Here is a 23,629-nt window from a genome sequence, read left to right on the forward strand (position 1 = left end):
TCTGGATCAACCGGCCAACTCCAGGAGGAGATGAAAGAGGGTCCCTAGGCGGCCGGAAGTTAACGTTTTGCCTACTGAACTGATGAGTACCTCGTACATTTCTTAGAGACTTTCCGCAACTGGACAGGTTCTGGGAGTAAATCGGATTTTGCCAGATCTCGCCGCTCATCAAGGTCTCCTAACTCTGACCAGTCTTTGCTTATATGCGCTCGAATCGTTGAGAGGTCGGAAAGCTGACCGAGCTTGGACAGCGTCTGCTTGGTCTCAACCCTTGGAAATCGATACATCGGAAGGATTTGGGCAAAATCCGAATACCGCCGAAACCTATGAATGGTAACGAAACTTGGATCAGATAGATCTGTTGCTAGGAGCGCGCTCGTTAGCTGTGCTCGGCTGCAGGTCGCCCATGAATCGAGGGTCAGGTCCATTCCGAGCTGGTCTATTCTGGCACTCTTCAGGAAGTGTCGATGGGTACGTAGCGGATATTTTGCGCGAAAAGCCCTGAACTTGGTTGTCCGCCATGCGAGAGCCTGGTCAATTCGGGATTGCTCTACTGAGTTCTCCGCCATCCATCCCGTCACAATATCCAGATTACGCATATCCCCAAGAGCATGAACAACCTGCGAGACCCTCTTTATGTCTGGTCTTGTAGCACTCAGCCGAACGATGAGCGATAACCGTCGAAGCGATGCTCTCGCTTGGTGAACCGACTCAGGCCCGTCTCCTCTGTAGAGAGCGCTGATCTCATCCAGATAACTCTCCTTCAAAGCAGCCACAACTAGGCCGAGAGGCTGGGCGGCCGGCGAAGTTGTCATTGAGGCGTCGATCACCGCTGGTCCTTGAGTTCTTAGCCCACAACTAGCCAACAACGACTCGGCGAGCCCAGGTTTCGGCGCAACTACCACAAAGGAACTCGACGACATGGAATGTGTATGATCCTGACTAACCAATGAGTAGTCGTACCCATGTTGTCCAAAACTCATGTTTGTTAGCCACGACCCGTCTTATCCATGAGTCACCATCACGGTGGCTCCACGGGCTACAAAACGGAGAGGAAGGCGGCCCTGCAAAGCTTTGGTCAGGCGATCCTGACTCTACCTCCTAAGAGCTCTAAAGAGTACACCTGGCGAGAACCCGCCTTGGAGCTACATGGAACCGCATAGACCCGCTATTGGTACCAGCAGTGATCAAGACAACAGCGGTTCCACAACCAGCCGAGACGCTTGGCCTTTCGCAGATATTCCTGATAAACAGGCCTGAATTTTCCGTCCCGCGGGACAGCAAAATGACGACCAATCGACACGATCCCGACCTTCGAGGCACCGATCTTTTTCAGTCGTGCTGCCATACTCTGTGCATTTGCACCGGTCGTCCAGGTGTCATCGAGAACAAGGATCGATTCACCGCTCAGCCGGTGCCCCAGACTCCGAAAACGATCTATCCTCGGCATCCGACCCTGATTTGCAGTTGGGTCCATCTCTAGTAGGAGCATGAACCGGTCCCGTGTCAGTCCAATAAGCTCTTCAGCTAAATGTTGCCAAGGATGAATGCCAAGCCGCTCTCTCGTTGTTGGCACAATGGTCACAAGATCGAACCGTTCGACGCCTGCCTCCTCGGCAACGCAGCGCTCGTGTATCGTTAGCCAACGCCACATGAGTGCGGCCAGCCCAAGTGTCATACGCTCTCGCGAACGTGCCAAATTGGTTTTTATAGCCCGCAAGTTCATAAGCCAACTGCTCTCCCTTGACTGCCAACGCAATCGAAGCTACCACATTTGCACGCTCAGGTAGGTGTGCCTCTGCTTGGCGACATTGGAAACACTTTGAATAGTTCATTGCTACCGCGGTGTGACAGACCTCACAAACGCCAGATCCTCTCGGCAAGATCTGCACCAAAAAATTCTCGTACGGCCCACTCAGTTCGCGAACGGTAGCCATTACTCAGTCCCAGACAAGCTCATCATGGTCGGTACTCAGCTTTTCCAGTTCGGGCAAGAGGTCATCGATTCCAGCCACCACCGTCACCCCCGACCTTGTCGCATACTCCTGTGCCCAATCATGAACCAACAAACTGCGCAGAAGAAAAACAGGGCGACCGTGCTCAAGCGCCAGCCGCGCCTGCATGCGTGCACCACTCTTCCATGCCGCCTCGACAACCACCGTGGCCGCTGCGTAGCCACTCATGACCGCGTTGCGCATGGGAAAGGAGTACTTCGCAGGAGGTGCATCTGGTAGGAACTGAGAAAGAAGCAATCCTTCCCGAGCAATCCTCTCTTGCAACCCCGCGTTCTGGGCCGGATACGATCGGCACAAACCCGTCCCGATGACAGCGACCGTCCTGCCTGCGACGTCCAGCGAGCCCGTGAGTGCTTCGGTATCGATTCCAGCGGCGAGCCCGCTGATCACCGGGACTCCACAGCGAGCAAGTTCTCTACCAAGTTCGAATGCCCGCGCAGCCCCTTCACGCGAGGGATGGCGGGTTCCAACAACAGCAACCCCACGGGCATCATCAACGGAGAACACTCCGCGATACATCAACAACGGAGGTCGCTGGTGGATTTCGCGCAGTTGTTCAGGATAGTCTGCGTCGAGCAACGACACCAAGGAGAGTCCTTCACGGTCCCACTCCTCAACGGTCGCCAACGCCTCGTGCAATCTCTGCTCGTGCACTGTTTCGGAGGCAAACAGCGATGGTTGCTCAACTGAAGTACGCAGGACTTCGATAGCGCTCTGGGTAGCCTCAATGGCATCAGCGATGGCTCTCCAGTCGGCACGTGCGCTCGTCAACAGCGCCACCAGTGCCGCATGCTCCTGCATGAGTAATGATGGCATCACAGCATCGTCTACTAGCTCCGTCATGAACTGATCGCCATGACTCGTCATCCTACGCGCTCGCTCCGACAACACTAGACCTACAGCAGCGATCACTAGCCCCACCCATAGCGCATGGCGTCCTTTGCTTCCGGCTTCGAAGACTAACTCCACGCGAATGAGGGTGTGGCCCGCAATTAGGGGCATTGCAATGACGAGTATTGCGCAGTTACGAGGCCCTCGTGAAACCAAGTGACAGGACCATAACCCGAGATCTCACGTGGCAACCGACACCTCCGATGTGGAGAGACTAGGTCGTATCTGGCAACGAAAGTTCGATGAGCGCCCAAACCGCGCCACCTTCAGGCTTTCTCGCTTTGGGCCGCCTTGCCCGCAGCGGCGAACTGGGACTTGGAGATTATCCGAGGACTGCCTTGAACAAGCTGGTCGTATAGCTCTCCTCACGGATACCTGACCCAACCTAGCTAAAGCCAGTAGCGACTACAGCTCCCGCGCGCCATCCATAGTCGACACAAATCCTGGAGATCTAAGCGAGATCGACCAACGAGTTCTAAGCTCGACCCATGCACCTTGAACAGATCCGACCATTCTCGACCGACCGGCTGCGCCTTCGCGGTCTGACTCCCCAAGACCAGGAGGCGCTTTATGCGTATCGCTTGCTCGCCTCGGTCTGCCTCTTCGTCCCCTTCGAGCCGATGACCAGGGCTGAGATCGCTGAACGCCTCGTCACACGATGGGCTAACCAATCCCTCAAACACGATGGCGATGGCGTCTTGATCGGCATTGAAGAGATCGCCTCGGGAGCACTCATCGGTGATATCAGCTTGCAGATCACCAGCCTTCACGACGGCAACGGCGAGATCGGTTGGGTCCTCAATCCAGCGTTTGGAGGCAAAGGTCTCGCCACCGAGGCCGCCCATTCCGTTCTCCATCTCGCCTTTGGCGAGATGGGTATCCGCCGGGTGATCGCCAGAGTCGATACGAGAAACACGGCTTCCATCCGTCTCTGCGAGACGCTCGGGATGCGCCAGGAGGCTCATCTCGTCGAGAACGAACTCTTCAAGGGCGTCTACACCGATGAACTCAACTTCGCGATCCTCGACCGTGAGTTCGCTAGAACCCACGAACCTAATCCTATCAACAGTTGTGGCTCCCACTCGGGGTGATCCCATGGCTCATAATGGGCAACCAAGCCATCGCTCATTAAGAGCACGGGCCCCCTTACGCAGCCAAGCTGAGGCACAGTACCGTTGTCGTACGGAGGAGACTTCCTAAGACGCGAGGTCGCTTAGCCCTCTTCGTCAGCACCGATTCCGATAACCAGACCATCAGCCTTCATCGCCGGAGAGGAGGTCAAAAAGACCGCCACACCCTCGACTGGGCTCTGGATCTCCTCGACGACCTCACCGAAGAGATCGCTGACCGTACCAATCACCTGGCCCGCATGGAGATCCTCCCCGACAGCGACTGTCGGCGCCCACCATCCCTCGTGCTTGGATCGCAGCCAGACAAACCGGTGAAAATGACGAACCTCGAGGTCTGGTTCGATCGCCTCGGTGGGCTCGTACATGCCAAGGTAGGCGACGGTGCGCGCCAAACCCCGCAGGTGATGCTCGATCGCCTCGCTCTCGACCAGACCTCGCCCACCGGATTCGGCGATGATCGAGGGGATTCCGAGACCGCCAGCGATCTGTGAAGTCGCTCCAGTCACCGCTGGGTCGAGCATCGGCTGATGAATAGAGAAGGGAAACCCATAGGCCTCTGCGAGGAGTCGGGATGCATCTTGTACCGGCGAGTCATCGTAGATGGTGAAGCGAAAGAGATCCTCGACCATATCCCCCGCGTGGAGATCGATGAAGAAATCCGATCCCTTGATCAGCTCCTCCGTCACGAAGTAGGCCAACGCATCCGAATAGGTGCCCTCAGGATCACCAGGGAAGCAACGATTCAGGTTCTTCTGATCCCGCGGTGAGACAAAGGGACTCCGGTCATAGAAGGCATCGAGGTTCAGGGTTGGTACCGCTCGAATCCGACCGCCAAGACGGGATGGCTCAAGCGTACGCAGGAAGGTCCGAACCGCCTGTTGGGAGGTGTACTCACAGCCATGGACACCAGCCACCAGCGTCAACGTCGGTCCATCGTTGGCACCATGAATCTCAAAATAGGGGATCTGCAGATGAGAGATCGGGGCGAGATCGCTATGGAGAAAGCGCTGTTGCACGCGCTATCTTCCCTGTGCCTGACGGGTGAGATAACACACACCGACAAAGGAACGGTAGAGCGCGAGTGGATCGGAACCGGTGATCGTGCAGGATCGCAGATCAGCCCGCTCAACGCCGGTGATCCAACTAGCTAACTCCGCCTGGTCAGAGGTCTGGAAGGACATCGTGATCGTCGCGGGGAGGTCAATCGCGGGAAGGTCAATCGACTTGGCGGCCTCCACCGCTCGCTCTGCGGCCTCACTGAGGCGCTTGTGCGCAAGATGGGGATGCAGATTCGATGCAGCATACCTGGTGATCGACTCCTTCACCTGCACCATGATCGCCTGTTTCATGAGTGGCTCGGCCTGGAGGGCAGTCGCTCGATCACCGCTGATCAGGCCGATGGGAACACGTTGGCCGAGTGCGACGAGCGCGTTGACGCCACTCTCACCGACCTCGATATCGTTGACCCGAAGCTCCGTAAAGACTGACGGGCTATAGCTATGGGACATGACCGAAGGAACACCGGAGATGCTGCCGTGGTAGCCGATGAAGAAAATGACGTCGAACTCACTGGTGAGACCCTCCATCATGTACCCCGGCTTGTGGGCTCCCGAGATGTAGGTCGCATCGCCATGGAGCAACCTGGGGTCGAGATTTTGCATCCGGTAATGGGCGTCGTTGACGACAAACTCCGTTGCTCCCGCCATGAGCGCTCCGTCGATCGCCGCATTGATCTCGGCAAGGGTGAGCTCTTGACCCATCGCAACGGCGGGGCCATTGCCAGTGCACTGATCCCAATCGACGATCCCCGAGATCCCCTCCATGTCAAAGCTGATATAGACCTTCATCGTTGGTGCTCCTTTGTTACTCTCTTGCTTGGCTTCTCTCTCATTCGAACGGGCCCCCATTGGTCACAAGATGGCGACGTGCTGGGTTCGTAATCGGCGGTTAACGCCAGCGTACGGCGCACCTATCCCTCCATGGGAACATAGGTGCGCGGCACAAGTTTGGTACTATCCCAATCAGCCTCTCGAATCGCATACATCGCCTCCGCCTTGGTCGAGACCGCAGCGTGACGTCCATCCGCAGCGAGGATAACGATGTGCATGATGAAATTGTTCGACGAGTCGACGAGGCTGTCGAGGTCACGGATAGCCGTGATCCCTGCCTCCTCAGGGCTCATGCCCTCCCCAAGATAGCGAACGACCATGCGGGCAGTCGACGCTCGAAGTGAGAGTTCCCCAAATCCGGTACAGGCGGCTGCCCCGTAGCGCGAATCACAGTAGTTACCTGCTCCGATCACTGGGGAATCCCCAGCCCGACCAGGCCACTTCCACGCCCAACCACTGGTCGAGACGGCCGAGGCCATCGAACCATCATCGGCGAGGTACAGAAAGTTCACCGTGCCAGCTGCCTTCTCCGGATCGGTGGTCAGTGCCATCACCCGCGTCAGCGGATCCGCTGCTTGGCCAGGATCCAGTTGATCGACCGCATGCTGCCAGGTCGCGCGTGCCGAGTCGGTGAGCAGTTGGGCACCCTCAGCACCGACCTCGTGGGCAAACTTCGCCGCACCCTCCCCGACCAGCAGGACATGGGGGGAACGCTCCATCACCGCTCGGGCGACGGAGATGGGATGTCGATATCCCATCAACCCTGCGACACAGCCAGCTCGCCGAGTGTTGCCGTCCATGATCGAAGCATCGAGCTCGACGACCCCTTCTAGGTTAGGGAGTCCGCCGGTGCCAACGCTATGGTCATCGAGGTTGTCCTCCACGAACCATGCCGCTCGCTCCACCGCAGTGACCGGGTCGAGTCCACCCTCAAGGTCAGCCCAAACGCCATCAATCCCGATAGCGCCGTTGGCGCTCGCAATCATCAACACTGATTCTTCGATCCTTTCGCTACAACCAGACGCCTCTAGGCCACGATGACCCAGAGGCGTCGAGTCACTTACTCACCTCAAACTTTACCCAACCCTACTTCGTAAAGTACCAATCCTCTGGAGTGATGTACTCGTAGGGGCTCTGGGGTGTCGCACCGTGGAGGTTTGATGCGATCTCCGAGAGTTGGACGTCAGTATCTGGCTGGTAGATCACCGGCAACTGCTTGGCCATGTAGTTCTGATAGGCATCAAGGGCCGCCTGGGCCTGGGTCCCGGAGGAGGTCAGTGTGGCCGCAATCAGGGTGTTCGCTTCGTTAGAGCTATAACTCCCATCGTTGGAACTCGCCCCGGCAGCAAACAGCGTCTCGCCCGATGGGTAATAGTCAGGTGAATAGCTCCAACCACCTCCCCAGTTGGCCATCTCCCACGAACATGCCGCTTGGCTCGGGGTACAGGCCGCCGAGTAACTGATCACACCGGCAAAGGGAGCCTCGCTGAGGTTGATCTTGACTCCGGCTTGTAGCGCTGCAGACTGGAAGGCGGTCATCTCCTCGGTGGCTGAATTCAGGCCCGAGATGTACTTGAGGTTAAAGTTCATCGTCTGTCCACTCTTGATGCCGGTGCCGCACTCGTTCGCTCCACTCCCTGAGGTGACGCACGTCATGACGCCGTTCACCATCTTCCAGCCGTGCGAAGTCAACAGCTTCTTCGCATTGGTCGGAGAGTAAGGATACTGGACCGTCGTTGAGACAGCGTCATCAAAGGGATTCGGTGGTACCGTTGGCACTGGCGAGTAGGACGGTGTCCCATAACCCTTCAAGAAGGTCGTCACCCACTGTGATTGATCGACAAGTTCCTGGAGCGCCTGGCGCACGTAGAGCTGTTTGAAGATCGGTCCAACCGTGGGGTTGTTGTAGTTGATCGGCATGTAGTTGAAGCCAAAGATCTGCCATGGGGCAAAGCTATAGCCCTCGCTAGCAACTCGCGACTTCTGCGGAAGGTCAGACACCGGCAGGTAGCCGTAGCTGATGCTTTTACCCGAGCTCAACACGTTAAACTCCGACGAGTCAGAGGTGAAGGGCAACTCAACAAACTCCGACAGGGTCGGCTTCGGTGATCCCGAATACTTCGTGTTAGGGACAAAGACTGCCTTGCCCTCAGTCGTAAAACTCGTCAACCTCCACGGACCATCGACCACTTGCCAAAGCGGATTGGTCGCATACGTCGACAAAGAAGTCGACGCTGTGTTTAAGAACTTGTAGACCGCCTGTGCCCCAGCGGTGGTCAAGTCTGGTGCATTGGGGTCGGTGGCACTTGGTGTTGGTGCCGAGGCCGAGGTCTTGTCCCAGGCCAGCGGTAACGGGACGAGCTGGGAGAGTTCATTGTAGGTAAACCAGCTCGGGCTGTAGGCCTTGTTGAGCTGCATGACAAAGGTGAGCGGTCCGGTCGCCTTATACGAGACGACGTTATCTGGAAAATAGCCAGGGACGTAGTCGAACCATTGGGTCTTGTTGGCCTCCAACAAGTTCATCCAAAACACGAGGTCGCGCGCGTCGACAGTCTCTCCGTTGGACCACTTCCAGCCCTTCAGTTGAATAGTGACCGTCTTATCGCCGTTCGAGTAGACCGGTGCATCGGCAAGCGACTGCGAGTAGTTGATCTCAGCTTTGCCGTTCTTACCGAAGAAGTACAAGTTCCTAAACATCAGATTATCGAACTCATAGAGGTTCACGTTCGACTCATTCGCCCCATTCATGAGCGGAAAGATATACGTCGGTGGTGACAGCGGCTGTTCAGCGAAGTAGGCGACCCCACCTTGAACCTTGGTGGTCGATGACGAGGTCGATGACGACGAAGACGATGCGGTCGAGCCACAGGCAGCGAGCAGCATGACGCTCGCTGCAGAGATTGCCGCAAACTTGATCCAACTAGAACGCATTACCCGGTTCCCCCTTTTGCTAGGCACCCCGCCCAGTGTTTCCAATACTAGCGGCATCTGGGCGATGTTGTAATCATCTTTACATTTTGAATTGACAAATTTACTTTCCTTTCATAAACTGGAAACAGGAATCTCACACCTTTGGGAGTCAAGACCGTTCAGTAAAGACCGGTCGAAGAATCGACATGACAAGTTAACGCTTGCCGCCAGGTACCTGTGTCTACCCGCCAAGGAAGCACTCGTGCCTTTGTGCAGCTGTTTGCGGGTAAGCGATGGCTACCCAAAAGTCCAGAATCCAGAGAGGAGCAGGTCCATGCAGATGACGATTGTGGGAGCTGGAGCCATCGGAGGAATGATCGGGGCACATATGGCCGCCGCCGGTCATGACATCACCCTGTGCGATGTTGATCATGCGCACATCGATGCCATCCGATCGCACGGACTCACCATCGAGGGTCCCATCGCGAGCTTCACCGTCCATCCCAAGGCGATCTATGCCGAAGAGCTCGATGGTCTCCATGACTGCATCGCCCTGGCCGTCAAGAGCCACCACACCGCAACCGCTAGCGCACTCGTCGCCGAGCACCTCAGCCCAGATGGAGTCCTCCTGACCGTGCAGAATGGTCTGACCCTCGATACGGTTGCCCAATGTGTCGACCGCTCACAGATCGTCACCGCCTTCATCAACATTGGTGCAGATGTCATGGAACCAGGGCTCATCCGACAGGGCAACATCGCCGCCTTCTACGTCGGAGAGCCCTTTACCAACGAGGTGACCGATCGTGTACGTCGTCTCGTCGAGGCACTCCCGTATGCAAAAAGTACCGACAACATCATGGGTTACCTCTGGGGGAAAGAGGCCTATGGGGCGATGCTCTGGGCGGGTGCCGTCTCCGATCTCTCCATCGCCCAGTCGCTCTCCGATCCTCGTTACCACGACCTCATGATCGCCATCGCGCGTGAGGTGCTTGATCAGGCACCGGTCAAGCCAGAGGGTTTTGATGGCTTTGAACCCATGGATCTCGAGGGTTCCCTCGTACGGCTCGCCGCATTCAACGCCAAGAGCGCCAAGTCACACAGCGGCATCTATCGCGATCTCATGGTGCGTCGACGACCAACCGAGGTAACCGAGTTGCTGAACGACCTTACGGGACCACTCACCACCCACGTCGGCCGAATCATCCAGGCCATCGAGCGTGGCGAGCGAACGTGCGAGGTGGCCAACCTCGACCTCGTCAACGCCTACTATCGAGCTCATCGTTTCGCCGAACCTCTCCACGCGATTGTCCACTACCTTGATGCCCCACGACGGGCGGAGTCAGGACCTCTCCACGGCTACCAGATCGGCGTCAAGGATCTCATCGCTGTCGCTGGCACTCCTCTTGGCAATGGAAATCCTATCGATATGAGCGGCCCCCCCTCCAAGGTGGAGGCACCGGTGATCACCAAGCTTCGCGAGGCCGGTGCCGATATCTTCGCTACCACCTCCCTCCTCGAATATGCCTTAGGCTCTCCCCATCCGGATCTGCCAGACGCTCGCAATCCGGTTGCCCCCGCGCTCACCGCTGGAGGTTCAAGCGGCGGCTCCGCGGTCATCGTCGCGGTCGGAGCTGCCCAAATCGCGCTCGGTACCGATAGCGGTGGCTCGGTACGGATTCCCGCCCATTACTGCGGCGTGGTCGGCTTCAAGCCAACCTATCAGCGTCTCTCGCTACGTGGCGTTACTCCGCTGTCACCGACCCTTGACCACCTTGGCATCCTCACCCGAGACGTCGCCACCGCCAGCCGGTGTTATCAGATCCTCACCGACGCCAACGAGGCAACGTCAGCATACCCACGACCTCGTCTTGGCTTTGTCGCTGGACAGCTCGATGACGATCTTCTCGATGAAACCGTGGCGAACGCATTACATCGCGTACTCGCTCTGCTGGGTGAGGCCGGGTACGAGCTCGACGAAGTGAACCCTGAGCCCTTCGAAGAACTCGATCGCTGTTTCGAGACCATCATCTCCTACGAGGCGTATCAGATTCATGCCCCCCAGCTCCTGGCCGATCACGCACACTTTGGGAAAGAGACCGCGAGGGTACTCGCCCTCGGAGGTGACATCACACCAGCACACTACGAGCATGCGCTTCAAGAGCGAACAGCGGGAATCGAAGCACTCATTGCCGCCTCGAACGGTATCGACATGCTGATCGGCCCGACCGCCCCAATGGTGGCCCCAGGCCAGAACCCGTCGATCGACACTCCAGAGGGATACCTTGAGGGAGTGATGACCCGTGCGTATAACCTGACTGGGCAACCAGCCATCTCGATCCCGATACCAGGTTCACGCCTTCCTGTCGGCCTACAACTCGGTACTGCCTTCGGGGAGGATCTTGCACTGCTTCACTGGGCAGCCGAAATCGAAGAACTCCTCCAACGAGCGTAACCGAGAGCCTCTTGCACGGCTTTGCCCGCAAAGAGTGCAACAGCTCTTCACCTGCAACGAGAGGCAGGCGTCATCTGCGACGCTGTATCTCATGGTCTGCGACGCTGGGTCTCATGGTCTACGAAGGTCTGAGGTGCTGTGCACCCATGCTTCTACCACTGAGGCTGCCACACCGAGTGGAATCGCTCCTTGGCCGAGTATCACACCGTGGAAGTCCCGAATATCAAAGTCACTACGCAACCGTCGCTCGGCCTCCTTTCGAAGGCGTCCGATCTCTCGACGTCCCACCAAGTACGCGGTGGCCTGCCCTGGCCAGCCGATATAGCGATCGATCTCATTGGTGATGTTGGCCATATTGGTGGCGCTATTTTCCCACATGAACTCGATAGCTCGTTGCCTGGACCATCCATAATAGTGCATACCGGTGTCGACGACACACCGACTGGCACGCAACGCCTCAAAAGACAACATGCCAAGACGGGCGAGATCACCACTGTAGAGCCCCATCTCGTCGGCGAGGCGCTCGGCGTAGAGCCCCCATCCTTCGACAAAGGCGCTCACCTCTGCGTCAAGGTAACGCCGAAACGCCGGCAACTCAGTGAGCGTCTGCGCGGTAGCGATCTGGAGATGATGCCCCGGCACACTCTCATGGAAGGCCAAGGCTTCGTACTCATAACGGAAACGTTCAGTAGGAACCGTCGTCAAGACACAGTGAGCGCCGGGGCGAGTACCGTCGTCTGAGGGACCTCGATAATACGCAAGGGCGGCGTTCTCTGCCTCGGCCGTCGAGATCTCTTCCACGACGCAGCGAGCAATCGGCCGGTCTGGGAACCATTGCGACTGCGCTTGTTCGGCCGTCGCCAAGGCCCTCGTCACCACCTCGATGATCTGGGAACTATTCTCAAACCGTAGGCTCTGGTCTCCTCGCAACCGATCGAAAAGACTTCGTCGATCGCTGATGCCAAAGACACGGTTGCCCACCTCGGCCCACTCCTCATCAAGTCGGGCAAGCGTCTCAAGCCCCAAACGATGAATCTCTTCGGGGGTCATTGCCGTCGTGGTATGGCGAAGGAGCGCCCGGGTATAGAGTTCCTGCCCGTCACCGAGCACACAAAGACCTACCTCCTCATCGCCGCGGGCATGCGCCGTCGGATCGCCAGCAAGATAGTCACGAACCGCAGCAATCGCCGGCCGGATTTCTCGATGGACGAGGTCGCGAATCCGTTCGCGTTCACCCTCAAAGCCAGCGGGTAGCGCTACATTGATGAACAAGTCATGGGCATCATCGAGCCCAAGATGGCCGTCGAGCTGGGCTATCGCTTGGTGGACACCGGCTGCAGTGGAGAAGTGTCGTTGCCTATCCGCCTCCTGGTAGCGGTCACGGATCGTCAAAAAAAGTGCCGGCAGTTGGCGCAGTCGCTCGAGATAGCTTTCGACCCCCGATGCGTCAGCGAGCACAGCAGTTGGGACGGTCTGAAAGATCCTCGCCTGTGGGGATACGTACCCGCCAGCCGAGATATTCCGGGCCCAGAGCTCGTCTTCGAGTTCCGTGACGGCGCCATAAGCAAGAGCGTCCATCACCTCGAGGTTGATTCGTTCTGTGAAGGCCAGCCCTTCGCCGCTGGTCTCGGCGTCACCGAGGAGTGTCTCGATGCGGCTCTGGATGGCACGATATCCTTGAGCCGTCGCGTGCTCACCCTCGGGTGTCAGATCGGGTAGCTCACCATCGAAGGCATGGAGGCCGAGTTCCGTCGCCGTTAGCGGGTCACGGCTGTGCTTGTGCGCAAAGAAGTCATCGTTCAAGCTGACGAGCTCTTGGTGGATGTTGTCGGTCATGGATCCTCCTCGATGCTCACCCTAGGCGACAAATGAAGATCAACCACCAGGAAACATCATTTCTGTATTATTACGTTCAACAAACAACCGCTCTCGCAAGTCAATCGGTTGCACCCTTGCCCAGGTACGTTGCCATCTACCGTAGCACCAGCCGTGCCAGCGACCTCCACACCGGTAATGCACAAGGGCCCGGAGGCATCAGCGACGACTCCCAAGCTAGCCATGGCATCGCAAGATCCCAGGTAAGCCGTCCTTCAAAACAGTGCACTCCCACCATCGATCGAAAGGGTTTGACCCGTGATCCAGCTGGCGTGTTCAGACACGAAGAAGGAGACGCCATGGGCGATATCCGTTGCTTGACCCAATCGTCGGAGCGCAATACCCTCGACCAATCGCCGCTGACCCTCCTCCCCGTAGGACTCCCACTGCGCGATCGTGGTGGGGTTGGAGAGGACAAAACCCGGTGCAATAGCGTTGACCGTGATGGAGTAGGGACCGAGTTCATGGGCCATCTGCCGGGTGAAGCTGATCTGGGCGGCCTTGGAACTAGCGTAGGCTTGAATTCCCGTCAGCGAGACACTCCTCCCTGCCCCCGAGGAGATCGTGACGATCCTTCCCCAGCCGCGATGCTTCATTCCCCCAACGACCGCACGTACACAGTGGAAGGTGCCAGTCAAGTTGACGTCGATGATCGCCTGCCAATCGGCGTCAGTCACCGCCTCAAGCGGCTGGTGGACCTGACCAAGTACACCGCCGGCACTGTTGACCAGGATGTCGATGGGAGGAGCGGCGGCGACAAATCGCTCGACAGACGCTGCGTCCGTGACATCCATCTCATCACGATCCGTTCTCAGCACCTCAAGTCCATCTGCCTCCAGTTGGTCCGCAATCGCACGCCCGATTCCCTGGGCGGTGCCGGTCACTAGAGCGACCGGCTTTGCTGGTCGAGACATCTACTCCTCCTTCACTTCCATCAATTAACCCCCGTAGCTAGCACCCTAGCCACGGTTTGGATGGCCGACAGTCGTCTCGGCCGGTTGCGATCGCCCCCAGCGCCAGCGGCGAGAACAGTAGGTACCTCGAGGGGGTGCGCGATGACCCCACACATGCGTGCTACTCGACCGTCTTCGCTGCACCTTATCCTGCCGTCGGAGGCCCCACGAGCACCCTTTGCCTGCCACGCGTCCGGTACGAGGTATCGCCGAGGCGTTCGAGCACCTACGACGTCAACTACGCGCGGTAGACCGCACTTCGATCAAGGTACCCACGGTCGATAGCGACGACGACCGCCTGCGTCCTTGTGCTCACACCGAGTTTTGTAAAGATACGGGAAAAATAGGTCTTCACCGTTGGCTCGCCGATACCCAACGCACCCCCGATGACGGTGTTGGTGGCGCCGGAGGCAGCCAGTCGAAGTACCTCCAACTCGCGCTGGGTCAGGAGTGCGTCATGGTGTAAGTCACGAGAGATTCGCATGCTGAGCGCAGTGGCATAGTAGGTCTGTCCGCGTGCGACGCGACGGATAGCGTCAAAGAGGATCGACTCCTCCACGTCCTTCAAGAGATAGCCCTTGGCACCCGCCGCCAACGCCGAACGGACAAGTGCTGGCTCATCATAGGTAGTCAGCACCAGCGCGTTCGCTTGGGTCCGATCACGCACCCAAGCGACAAGGCTCGAACCGTCTCCGTCCTGGAGTTTGAGATCACAACACACGACATCGGGTTGCGTTGCAGTGACCACCTGTTTGGCCTGGCTCACGCCTGAGGCTTCGCCGACGATCGAGCAGTCTGGCGCCTTGGCCAAGATACCGAGCAATCCACGGCGAACGATCGTGTGGTCATCCACGATGACGACTTTGATCATCGTGGCAACCTGACCTTAATACGGGTCCCCGCCTCGGGGCGACTCTCGAGAGAGAAGTCACCAAAGACTTGCTCCACTCTGCGACGCATCAGCTCTAGTCCAAAGTGCTCATCACAGTCGGTACGCGCGGTATCGAAACCAACCCCATCATCCTCGACCACCACGATCAGCGAACCCTCCTCCTCAATAAAATCGAGATGCGCAGTCCGTGCTCGCGAATGACGAATGATGTTGTTGCCCACTTCACGAAGGATCAGTGTCATGCATTCGGTCGTCGTCGAGTCAAGCAAGAACTCAGTCGACGGAAAGTGCTCAACGATCAAGGTCACCCCGCTGGACTGGAGCTTGTCCTTCAAGAGCTCGACCTCGTCAGCGACCGAGGCGAGGGTGGTCGCCGGCAGCTGCCCCTCACGAATCACCGCACGCGCTGCTTCGAGCGCGGTTTGTGCCGCCTCCGCAATGAGTTCAGCGTCGATGGCACCATCCTTGGCCCCTCGCGCGAGCAACAGAATGCCAATGAGTTGTTGGGCAATCGTCTCATGGATGCGTGCCGCCAACCGCTCACGCTCATTGTTCTCGCCGATCTGGCGGTAGAGCTCGGAGAGCCTACTCTGAGTGATCCGCAACTCGTCCAGACTTTGCGATAGATTGGCCTGTTGGTCCAATAGTCGAGAGATGAAGACGGCGACGAAGGAGCCAGCAAGGAAGGTCGGCACGAACCAGTCGGCGATCACCACATAGGGGACCGAAGGTTGGGCCAAGAAGTGAGAGAGGACGCCCACCATCGCCTCGATCGCCGCAACGCTCGGTAGCGAGAGCTGCAGAGGTAGCGCAGCATAGACAAGTGCCGAGACCGGCATCAGCAGATAGCCAGCGTTGGGATTGAGCGACGAGCCAATGGCGAGCAGAAGAACCTGTGAACCAATGAGGACACCGAGCCGACCCTTTGAACGGTGCAGCTGATCAAACACGGGTCGACCGATCGCAAACCAGCCAACGGCCGTCACCAACTCCACGATCACCGCACCAACCTCGCGGAGTGAAGAGGCCGAGGGGTAGACCAAAGTCATGGCAACTGCTGCGAGCAACGAGCCCAAGAACAACAGGCTCCAAACCTGTAAACCGCCGCCGAGAATCGTGCGTCGCTGTTCATTGCGATCGAAGCGTGCCATACCTGACTTGATGCTAGTTGTTTTCGACAGATTAACTACAGTCGGCGATAGAGCGCAACGACAACACCGCCCGGGCTCGAGCTCATCCCTGCACGAGAACGCGATTTTCAGAACGCAACGGCGCACCTTTTACCGACAGCATACTCACCGACAGCGTACGTCGAGGCAGTCCATCAGATGGCCCGCATCGCATCCACTCCCTCGACCAATGATTATCCGTTGGGTAGCGCTCCCGTCGACAGGAGCTTAGCAAAGCTCTGGAAAAGATCGGTGGTGGCCTCGCGGACCGCTGGGACAATATCGCCAAGGGAGAGAAAACCATGGACGAGCGTCTCGTAGTCGCGCACGCTGACCCGAACACCTCCCGCGCGAAGATGCTCGCCATACTGGACACCAAAGTCCCGAAGTGGATCGAATCCTGCGAGTGCAATGATGGCAGGTCCAACACCAGTGGGGTCTTCAAGGACCGGTCGAGCACGCCAGTCCTCGAGCGCATGCGCATCCTGATAGTACTGTTCGCCGAACCAGATGACCTCCTGTCGCTCCAGAAAGTAACCCGTCGCAAACCTATGCATCGACGGCGTCTCCGCGTTGATATCAGTGGCAGGATAGGCAAGCAACTGTCCCGCAAGGTCGATCTTGCGGTTCCGCGCCTCAAGCGCGACGACCGCCGCCAGATTACCTCCGGCCGAATCACCGGCGACAGCCAGGCGGTGAACATCCAAATCGAGGCCGTCGCTCAGCACCTCTTGCGCCCACGCCAACGCGTTCAACGCGTCCTCAGCTGCGGCCGGGAACGGGTGTTCTGGGGCGAGGCGATAACCAACTGAGGCAACGACGCTTTTGGTCAATGTGGCAAATCGTCGCACAAGCCGATCGTAGGAGGCAATACTTCCAAGAACGAACCCCCCTCCATGGAAGAACAACGTCAGCACCTCCCCAGCCTCAGGAGGGACATAGATGCGGATCGGCAGCTGACCAACCGTGACATCGCGAACGCTCTTCATCTCGTCGGCGATCGTGAAGGCCAAGGGGGCCATCGCCTCTCCGAGCGCCCGAGCCTCTCCGAGCTCCATCTCGTAGGTCGGTTTCGAGCCACCGTCACGCAGACTCTGCAGTAGTTGTCCCAGTATTGGATCTAGCGCCATCATCTATTCCTCACTGTGTGTTCAGGGTTGCTGGTATCTGTTCTTCGATGCTCTACTTCTCAAAGCAGAACCGGCCTCGACTGGGAGCGGAACCCAGCGGGGCCACTCCACGCCACCGTGTCCCACATCGTGGGTAGTTGCAAACTATCTCTCTTATCGTTATTATCGAGCTGGCTCATCATCACATGGGACTCGGTAGTGCCATCTTGTCAAGGTTTACCAAGGCTTGTCAAGGCTTGCCGCGGTATAGACAACCTGCCGGGGTTGGGTAACGGTCTCGACAGAGGCTCACGTACACCCCGATACATTAACGTGCTCGGCCAGTGCATCACGAGTAGAACCGGTGGTAGGCCCCCGACCCGACTAGAAGTCAGTGAGCGGCAACACCATCTGGGGCTTTGCGATGATATGATCCTCCCTCAATGGGCGAACGGCGGTCCCGATCGAGAAGAACTCGGTCGTATGCCCACCCCACTGATGCGGGAGTGAGAGCAACTTAACCCCGACGATGCCCTCAGCGTGCACCGCCTCCGCCTCCGCCTGCATACGGCTCATCGCGAGCTCGCGGGCGTCGTAGAGCGCTTCGGTATAGACCGGAATCTCTGTGTTCTGACCAAAATTACCCATCGACTTCAGCATGCCTTGATGCGCGATGTGATAGACACAGGTACCCATGACCATGCCCAGCGGTGCATATCCAGACTGGAGCAGCGTCCAGAAATCCTGACCGCTCAGATCAGAGGTGAAGGGACGACCATTACTCTGCCAATTGATGGAGGTGTCATCGGCCTTCACCGCGGTACCAACTGCAATGAATTCAGCGATGTCGTTGCCGAACTCTTTGAACTCGACGTCCAATCGCACACCGACGATGCCATCGGCACCCAGAACTTCGGCCTCGGACTGCATGCGCTCCATGGCAAGCTCGCGAGCATGGTACATCGCTGAGGTCAGCTTGTCGAGCTCTTGATTGCTGCTCCAACGACCCACCTGGATACCCACATGGTAAATGGATGAACCAAAGACCAGGCCCAAGGGTCGAAACCCAGCTTCACGCACGAGCAGGAACTCGTTCACGGACAGATCTGAGGTAAACAGAGAAGTAGCCTGACCCGGCCTCATCTCCTGCAAACGTCGAATTGCGTCCTCTGGTACGCCTAGCTGTTGTGGATCGAGGGTCTCTTCAGCCATGTCGTTATGCTCCTGTCTTTCTTGACTTCAGATAGATAATAGGAAGTGGCTCCATGCGCGTCTCTGATCTCCCCGATTGTGCAATCGTGGTTCCCACGACCCGCACCTCGCTGAGATGGTCCGAGTGTCCCTGACCGAGTTCGTTGCGGAAAATATTCGAGTCGAGTGAGTCGATGATCACACCAACCTCAGCGTTTGGTTTGAGGTGGCGCCGAAGACTTTGTCGTGCAGAGGAGCGAGCCGAGTTCGCCAAGTCGCTAAAACCAGTCAACTCCGCATTGGGCGCGAACATCGAACCTTGGTTCAAGGTGTTGTAATCGTCGTGACGCACCGCCACCGTGACCTCAACGATCAGCCGGACCGGCATCCAACCATGATGGAGCAACTTGGAGACATCCTGGCCATCGAGATGGGTCGTAAAGATGTCGCGACCATGATGATCTTTGACCACCGTCGACCGGACCGCAGTACCCATCGCCATAAATTCGATCGCACCACCCTCGAAGCGCCGCTGGGTCAGTTGCACTCCGACAACACCGTGCGCGTGCACCGCGCTGGATTCGGTGAGCATCCGGTTCATCGCGACCGTCCATCCACGGTTTATCACATCGACATAGGGCTCATAGCCCCCGTAGAACTGTTGACCTCCACCCATGCGGACACCCGACATGCCGGAGTTCATCCCGAACGGTGCTCCATATCCTTGGTTATAGACCCCACATGATGGCATCACCGCTCCGTAGGTGCTCAAAACCACGCTACCCATGACCTCACTCACCGGGCGATAACCAACGGATTCGATTCCGGTGTTTGACGTTATCGACAGGAGCGAGGATCGCAGTGATGAGGCAGCCGCTGACTCGACACGGCGCTGCGCGGCTGGCGGTAAACCCTTGCCATCCCAATCTGCCACGTTGTTCGGACCTCCCCTACTCTAGGGTTACCTTATCACACAACGCAGGCGTAGAACCAACGATGTTTCAGCAAACGGTCAGGTTCACCATCACCCGCTGCCGTCACCCCCCGTTGACCCGGAGTCTCTGAGCAGATAGGTTGCGATCGAGTAGCCTCGACTCGCGAGCGGACCGTGCGTCGCAAGCCGGGTGGAGTGGAGGCGCCAACCAAGACGCTCATACCAAGAGGCCACGTCTCGGGACTCTGGCAGCAGCACCCGTAGCATTGGGAGTAGTCCATGCGCATGTGACCGTGCGACCCCTAGAGCCAACAACGAGCGCCCAATGCCCGTTCCTTGCGCATCCGGAACGACAAAGAGACGAAAGATCTCACCGACTGAGCTACCGTCATCGAGCAGCGAGCGCTTGAGTCCGATGTGGCCTTGCACCACTGTCTCGTCGGTGGCCACCCAAGCTCCGAGGAAACCCTCTCCCGTCAGCCACTCCGAGGGATCGGTTGGCCAGACGACAGGATAACCAACGGCCGCGTGCACCACCGACAGCGCCTCGACGCACTGCGGTAGGTGATCTTGGCTACGAGGAACGATCAGGCGTGTCATCAACAATCATGTTAACCGCACATCGTGCCGGCTCCAGAGAGCTTCGATGGCCCGACGTCCCATCGAGGTCTACCCACGGCACGGCGAGGGCGCCGGAGCCAGAATCTTCCCCCTCCGTTGTGCCACAGAGTCAGGCCCCAGAGGAACGACAGCAGCGACATCGGGCTATCGACCCGAGCCACTAGCTTGCGCCATCATCGATCGCCTAACCCAGCATCGATCTCCTAACCCAGCGACCTCGTCACTCATGGACCTTTAGCGTCCCCTGGCACACTAGAATATCGGCGTGCTATCCTCGCCTCAAACGGGCAAAAGACTCTGGCGCTTCTTCGCCCAACTCACCCCCCTCGAACAGGACTCGTTGCTCTATCTGGCCTCTGCAATTTTTGCCGTCGGTCAACTCCTCATCTCTACGCATGCTGATTATCGACAGTGGGCGGCGTTAGCCGTCATTCCCTATGCCCTCGTCGGACTCATCGCGCTTCTCTTATCCCGCCACAAGAGAGCACAAGAGAGTCGGTTCACTCGTCGCGGTCTCGTCGTCTCACTCTTTCTCCTCTGTCTCGTAGTGCCGTTGAGTATCTCGATCGCGCAACGCGTCAACAATGTGCCAGGGATTCACGCACAGGACGAGGTGGCGGTCATCGAACGCTGCGGCGACCGCGTTGTCCACAACCAGAACTGCTACCTGAACGCGCCAAACACGGTCGGCACCGGCGCACAAAACCTCTCCAAGAAGACCGACGCTACCGCCTTTGTACCGTATTTGCCTGGGATGATTATCTTTGGTGTTCCCAATGGACTCACGATTCCCAAAGCCTTGCGCGATGCCAGGGTGAGCCTTACACTCTTTACCTTGGTGATTACCGTCGTCGCACTCGCGCTGAGCCGGCTCTCAGCTGATGATCGCGTTCGCCTCTTCCAGTTCGTCATCATCCTCCCGACGGGTGCACTGCCACTTGTCACCGGCGGTGACGATCTACCGATTGTCGCTCTCTTGCTCCTCGCCCTCGTTCTGAGCTACCGCCGACAACCGGTACTCGCAGGCATAGCCAGCGCGGTCGCAGCTGCGATCAAACTCACGGCATGGCCGCTCGCTTTCGCTTTGATCTTCGTCCAACCGCCCAACAGCAATCGACACGTGCGCTTTCGTTACGGGGGGGCACTGGTCGCGATTCTGGCACCCATCATCGCCATCGCAAGCCTCATCAACCCAAGGGCCTTTTTCGTCAACGAGATTCTCTTCCCGCTTGGACTGACCAAGATCAAATCACCAGCAGAGTCGCCGCTCATCGGCCAGAAACTGGTCGGTATCTTCGGCAGTCAGCTCCACACTCTCGTCATCCTCGCCCTCGTCCTGGTCGGCGGCGAACTGGCGCTTTTACTGTATCGACGTCTTCGTCCACGATCACCCTCGGCGATGACCGCCTACGTCGCACTCGTCTTCTTTATCGCCATCATGCTCGCACCTGCTACCCGTTTTGGTTATCTCCTCTACCCCGCCAATATGGTGGTGTGGGCGATCATCTTCCACAAGTTCGATCTCCGTCTCAGGGCCCGTAACTCGCAGGTCGAGACGCTCGACGCGGGCCTCGCCAGCCCCACAACTTAACAGAATTTCGGTTGATAGACCGGCTCGAGTAATCCACTACGCAAACTCATGACCTCCGAGGCGGTCAGCCCATGCGAACGTAACAGTTCTTCAACCGAACCGTAATACTCTCGGATTCCGGCCAAGAGCTGCAGCATGGTATCAACTTGGCTACGGCGCTCGGCTGATACCTCCACCTCGCGCATCGCCGCTCCCACGTGATGAAGAAAGTTGGTGAATGCCTCTTGGGTCAACGCATAGTCACTCGCGATCCACGCATCCGGAACCCCAAGTAACGAGAGTAGGAGAGCGATCACCACACCGGTGCGATCCTTACCTGCATGGCAATGAATGAAGACCGGATGATGTCTTGGGTCAGCGACGAAGGAGATGACCTCAACCAGCTCCTCCGTGTTGTAGCTCACATAGTGACGATAGAGCGCGACCAGATCATCGGTGTCAAGAGGGTCCATTAAACGCGAGGCTTGTCGCAACGGTACGTGCAGGATCACCTGCACTAAATCAGCCAACGGGCCAGATCCAAAGTGTGCGACCTCTTCCGGTCGACGAAGGTCAACGATGCTGTGAATATTGAGTGGAGCGAGTATCGCCAGATCGTCAGCGGTTAAACGGTGCGGAGAGTCCCCGCGTAGCAGCACGCCGCTTCGCAGCACGCTCCCGAGTTTCGAGGGATACCCACCGAGATCGCGAACATTCCACGCTCCCTCCAGTGGTAGCCACCGAACTCGCGCGATCAAGGGAGCGTCACCAGGTACGCTCTCGTCTGGGTGACTCTCTTCCACCACCACAGCATGCCGGGGTTGGGTGAACACCAGTGAAACCCCACACAGCCACCCGGTTAATTCTTCGGATATGGATCGCCCTGATACCGATGCGCTAGCGATCCCTACCGCTGTCTCCAGTACGTTTCGGGCGCACCCTCGTGTCACACAGCGTAGGAGAAGTGCATACTCGTGGTCGCTTTCGAATCATCCAAGGTCCAGCCATTCCCTTGGAGTGGTCTGCCTCAGGTGTCTGGTGCCGTGCGCTCCTACGGCACTACTGTCATATTTGTACTACCGCCATCCATTTGCGATGGGCAAAGAGAGGAGTTTTGTGACAGTCCAGCGTCGAGGGATCATCACACATTGGGGCGCTACCGTTTCGTTCCACCTAGAGCGCCGACGAGATCGTCACTTCGCTGCGCAACCACTTAGAACCGATTGTTCTAGAAAGCAATGCTGACCCGGGTCACTGGCACTGGATAGTCGAGTTGATGCTTGATCGGTACGGTCGGAACCTGCGGAATGCAACGGCCCATCCATTGCTAGGATCTCGAACTGGTGCACCAGTCACGACAACCGTTGCCGCTGTCTACCAAGATCCAAGGAGAAAATCGTGATGTCAACCACATCAACTGCCAGGTTCCATCGAATGACCATCGAGTCACCGCTCGGACCCATCACCCTTGTTGGAGATGAGGAGCACCTCCACGCCATCCATCTCATCGAACCAACCTCCTTAGAGGCCCTCTCGGCAAGCCCTTCGCGACCACTTTCACAGGCTGTTGAGCAGCTCGGTGCCTACTTCTCCGGGGCCTCAACAGACTTTGATCTCGACCTCCTGGCTCGAGGCACGAGCTTCCAACACCAAGTGTGGGATGCGTTAGGCACGATCCCCTTTGGGACAACGACAAACTATGGATCGATCGCAGCCACGATCGGTCGTCCGCGTGCGGTTCGGGCGGTTGGGCTCGCCATCGGTGCGAATCCCTTACCGATCGTGGTGCCGTGCCATCGCGTGATCGGAGCCGACGGATCGCTCACCGGTTATGCCAGTGGGCTGGCGCACAAACGCTTTCTGCTCGACCATGAACAGCGGGTCCTGCACGACCACCGATCACCCCTTGAGCGACCAGCACACTGACAGTTAGCGATTTCATGGTAGTCCGTTCCATCGCCTCGCAAGACCACTAAGCGGCTTGCTCCGGGGCACCTGCAATGCCCGGAACCGCTCCGTCTATCGGCA

At 57.9% G+C, this 23,629-nt stretch carries 20 protein-coding genes; 4 read left to right on the forward strand and 16 right to left on the reverse strand.

The annotated features are described in order from the left end of the window. Positions 1 to 71: 71 nt before the first annotated feature. The 3 genes from M7Q83_RS14330 to M7Q83_RS11300 form a co-directional block, all read right to left on the reverse strand. Positions 72 to 983, reverse strand: a complete 912-nt coding sequence (locus M7Q83_RS14330) for a CHAD domain-containing protein (RefSeq protein ID WP_366526406.1) — start codon at positions 981 to 983, stop codon at positions 72 to 74. Between the two features lie 185 nt (positions 984 to 1,168). Further along, on the reverse strand, positions 1,169 to 1,726 hold the full coding sequence (locus tag M7Q83_RS11295) for a phosphoribosyltransferase (RefSeq protein WP_298338726.1): 558 nt from the start codon (positions 1,724 to 1,726) through the stop codon (positions 1,169 to 1,171). A gap of 214 nt (positions 1,727 to 1,940) precedes the next feature. Beyond that, complete coding sequence (locus M7Q83_RS11300) at positions 1,941 to 2,858, reverse strand: DNA-processing protein DprA (protein ID WP_298338729.1); 918 nt, start codon at positions 2,856 to 2,858, stop codon at positions 1,941 to 1,943. A gap of 536 nt (positions 2,859 to 3,394) precedes the next feature. On the opposite strand from M7Q83_RS11300, the gene M7Q83_RS11305 reads away from it, so the two are divergent. Further along, positions 3,395 to 3,997 (forward strand): GNAT family protein, encoded by a 603-nt coding sequence (locus M7Q83_RS11305; RefSeq protein WP_298338732.1) that lies wholly within the window; start codon positions 3,395 to 3,397, stop codon positions 3,995 to 3,997. A 122-nt stretch (positions 3,998 to 4,119) separates the two neighbouring features. Here the strand turns inward: M7Q83_RS11305 and M7Q83_RS11310 are convergent, their stop codons facing one another. The 4 genes from M7Q83_RS11310 to M7Q83_RS11325 form a co-directional block, all read right to left on the reverse strand. After that, the gene (locus M7Q83_RS11310; RefSeq protein ID WP_298338735.1) at positions 4,120 to 5,052 is read right to left on the reverse strand and encodes a succinylglutamate desuccinylase/aspartoacylase family protein; all 933 of its coding nucleotides are present in this window, start codon (positions 5,050 to 5,052) and stop codon (positions 4,120 to 4,122) included. A 3-nt stretch (positions 5,053 to 5,055) separates the two neighbouring features. After that, complete coding sequence (locus M7Q83_RS11315; protein WP_298338738.1) at positions 5,056 to 5,883, reverse strand: M55 family metallopeptidase; 828 nt, start codon at positions 5,881 to 5,883, stop codon at positions 5,056 to 5,058. A gap of 122 nt (positions 5,884 to 6,005) precedes the next feature. Then, positions 6,006 to 6,911 carry an isoaspartyl peptidase/L-asparaginase gene (locus M7Q83_RS11320; RefSeq protein WP_298338741.1) on the reverse strand — a complete coding sequence of 302 codons (906 nt, stop codon included), beginning with the start codon at positions 6,909 to 6,911 and terminating at the stop codon, positions 6,006 to 6,008. A 100-nt stretch (positions 6,912 to 7,011) separates the two neighbouring features. After that, complete coding sequence (locus M7Q83_RS11325) at positions 7,012 to 8,856, reverse strand: ABC transporter substrate-binding protein (protein WP_298338744.1); 1,845 nt, start codon at positions 8,854 to 8,856, stop codon at positions 7,012 to 7,014. 313 nt (positions 8,857 to 9,169) lie between these two features. Here M7Q83_RS11325 and M7Q83_RS11330 point away from each other — a divergent pair, with 313 nt between their 5' ends. Continuing rightward, positions 9,170 to 11,287: an amidase family protein gene (locus tag M7Q83_RS11330; RefSeq protein WP_298338747.1), complete on the forward strand. Its 2,118-nt coding sequence runs from the start codon at positions 9,170 to 9,172 to the stop codon at positions 11,285 to 11,287. 111 nt (positions 11,288 to 11,398) lie between these two features. Here the strand turns inward: M7Q83_RS11330 and M7Q83_RS11335 are convergent, their stop codons facing one another. The 8 genes from M7Q83_RS11335 to M7Q83_RS11370 form a co-directional block, all read right to left on the reverse strand. Further along, positions 11,399 to 13,123: a DUF885 family protein gene (locus tag M7Q83_RS11335; RefSeq protein WP_298338750.1), complete on the reverse strand. Its 1,725-nt coding sequence runs from the start codon at positions 13,121 to 13,123 to the stop codon at positions 11,399 to 11,401. Positions 13,124 to 13,377: 254 nt separating this feature from the next. Continuing rightward, positions 13,378 to 14,076 carry an SDR family NAD(P)-dependent oxidoreductase gene (locus M7Q83_RS11340; RefSeq protein ID WP_298338754.1) on the reverse strand — a complete coding sequence of 233 codons (699 nt, stop codon included), beginning with the start codon at positions 14,074 to 14,076 and terminating at the stop codon, positions 13,378 to 13,380. 277 nt (positions 14,077 to 14,353) lie between these two features. Beyond that, a complete protein-coding gene (locus M7Q83_RS11345) occupies positions 14,354 to 14,986 on the reverse strand; it encodes a response regulator transcription factor (RefSeq protein ID WP_298338757.1) in 633 nt (210 codons plus the stop codon). Continuing rightward, complete coding sequence (locus M7Q83_RS11350; protein WP_298338760.1) at positions 14,983 to 16,158, reverse strand: ATP-binding protein; 1,176 nt, start codon at positions 16,156 to 16,158, stop codon at positions 14,983 to 14,985. Before M7Q83_RS11350 ends, M7Q83_RS11345 begins: the two co-directional genes overlap by 4 nt. Before the next feature lie 212 nt (positions 16,159 to 16,370). Further along, positions 16,371 to 17,306: an alpha/beta hydrolase gene (locus M7Q83_RS11355; protein WP_298338763.1), complete on the reverse strand. Its 936-nt coding sequence runs from the start codon at positions 17,304 to 17,306 to the stop codon at positions 16,371 to 16,373. 363 nt (positions 17,307 to 17,669) lie between these two features. Continuing rightward, complete coding sequence (locus M7Q83_RS11360; RefSeq protein ID WP_298338766.1) at positions 17,670 to 18,497, reverse strand: heavy metal-binding domain-containing protein; 828 nt, start codon at positions 18,495 to 18,497, stop codon at positions 17,670 to 17,672. 4 nt (positions 18,498 to 18,501) lie between these two features. After that, positions 18,502 to 19,410, reverse strand: a complete 909-nt coding sequence (locus tag M7Q83_RS11365) for a heavy metal-binding domain-containing protein (RefSeq protein ID WP_298338770.1) — start codon at positions 19,408 to 19,410, stop codon at positions 18,502 to 18,504. A gap of 90 nt (positions 19,411 to 19,500) precedes the next feature. Next, complete coding sequence (locus M7Q83_RS11370; protein ID WP_298338774.1) at positions 19,501 to 20,010, reverse strand: GNAT family N-acetyltransferase; 510 nt, start codon at positions 20,008 to 20,010, stop codon at positions 19,501 to 19,503. A 286-nt stretch (positions 20,011 to 20,296) separates the two neighbouring features. Between M7Q83_RS11370 and M7Q83_RS11375 the strand changes: the two genes are divergently transcribed. Next, the gene (locus tag M7Q83_RS11375) at positions 20,297 to 21,622 is read left to right on the forward strand and encodes a glycosyltransferase 87 family protein (RefSeq protein WP_298338778.1); all 1,326 of its coding nucleotides are present in this window, start codon (positions 20,297 to 20,299) and stop codon (positions 21,620 to 21,622) included. On the opposite strand, the gene M7Q83_RS11380 is transcribed toward M7Q83_RS11375, so the two are convergent. Next, the gene (locus tag M7Q83_RS11380) at positions 21,619 to 22,434 is read right to left on the reverse strand and encodes a tyrosine-protein phosphatase (RefSeq protein ID WP_298338781.1); all 816 of its coding nucleotides are present in this window, start codon (positions 22,432 to 22,434) and stop codon (positions 21,619 to 21,621) included. The two genes, M7Q83_RS11375 and M7Q83_RS11380, sit on opposite strands and share 4 nt — an antisense overlap. A 601-nt stretch (positions 22,435 to 23,035) precedes the next feature. Between M7Q83_RS11380 and M7Q83_RS11385 the strand changes: the two genes are divergently transcribed. Beyond that, positions 23,036 to 23,527 (forward strand): methylated-DNA--[protein]-cysteine S-methyltransferase, encoded by a 492-nt coding sequence (locus tag M7Q83_RS11385; protein ID WP_298338784.1) that lies wholly within the window; start codon positions 23,036 to 23,038, stop codon positions 23,525 to 23,527. Positions 23,528 to 23,629: the final 102 nt, after the last annotated feature.

Source organism: Ferrimicrobium sp., from assembly GCF_027364955.1.
Lineage (GTDB): Bacteria > Actinomycetota > Acidimicrobiia > Acidimicrobiales > Acidimicrobiaceae > Ferrimicrobium.

Coding starts and splice junctions, on each gene's coding strand:
- M7Q83_RS14330 (WP_366526406.1), bottom strand. CDS start 983: ATGAGTTTTGGACAACATGGGTACGACTACTCATTGGTTAGTCAGGAT.
- M7Q83_RS11295 (WP_298338726.1), bottom strand. CDS start 1,726: ATGAACTTGCGGGCTATAAAAACCAATTTGGCACGTTCGCGAGAGCGT.
- M7Q83_RS11300 (WP_298338729.1), bottom strand. CDS start 2,858: ATGACGGAGCTAGTAGACGATGCTGTGATGCCATCATTACTCATGCAG.
- M7Q83_RS11305 (WP_298338732.1), top strand. CDS start 3,395: ATGCACCTTGAACAGATCCGACCATTCTCGACCGACCGGCTGCGCCTT.
- M7Q83_RS11315 (WP_298338738.1), bottom strand. CDS start 5,883: ATGAAGGTCTATATCAGCTTTGACATGGAGGGGATCTCGGGGATCGTC.
- M7Q83_RS11320 (WP_298338741.1), bottom strand. CDS start 6,911: ATGATTGCGAGCGCCAACGGCGCTATCGGGATTGATGGCGTTTGGGCT.
- M7Q83_RS11325 (WP_298338744.1), bottom strand. CDS start 8,856: ATGCGTTCTAGTTGGATCAAGTTTGCGGCAATCTCTGCAGCGAGCGTC.
- M7Q83_RS11330 (WP_298338747.1), top strand. CDS start 9,170: ATGCAGATGACGATTGTGGGAGCTGGAGCCATCGGAGGAATGATCGGG.
- M7Q83_RS11335 (WP_298338750.1), bottom strand. CDS start 13,123: ATGACCGACAACATCCACCAAGAGCTCGTCAGCTTGAACGATGACTTC.
- M7Q83_RS11340 (WP_298338754.1), bottom strand. CDS start 14,076: ATGTCTCGACCAGCAAAGCCGGTCGCTCTAGTGACCGGCACCGCCCAG.
- M7Q83_RS11345 (WP_298338757.1), bottom strand. CDS start 14,986: ATGATCAAAGTCGTCATCGTGGATGACCACACGATCGTTCGCCGTGGA.
- M7Q83_RS11350 (WP_298338760.1), bottom strand. CDS start 16,158: ATGGCACGCTTCGATCGCAATGAACAGCGACGCACGATTCTCGGCGGC.
- M7Q83_RS11355 (WP_298338763.1), bottom strand. CDS start 17,306: ATGGCGCTAGATCCAATACTGGGACAACTACTGCAGAGTCTGCGTGAC.
- M7Q83_RS11360 (WP_298338766.1), bottom strand. CDS start 18,497: ATGGCTGAAGAGACCCTCGATCCACAACAGCTAGGCGTACCAGAGGAC.
- M7Q83_RS11370 (WP_298338774.1), bottom strand. CDS start 20,010: ATGACACGCCTGATCGTTCCTCGTAGCCAAGATCACCTACCGCAGTGC.
- M7Q83_RS11385 (WP_298338784.1), top strand. CDS start 23,036: ATGACCATCGAGTCACCGCTCGGACCCATCACCCTTGTTGGAGATGAG.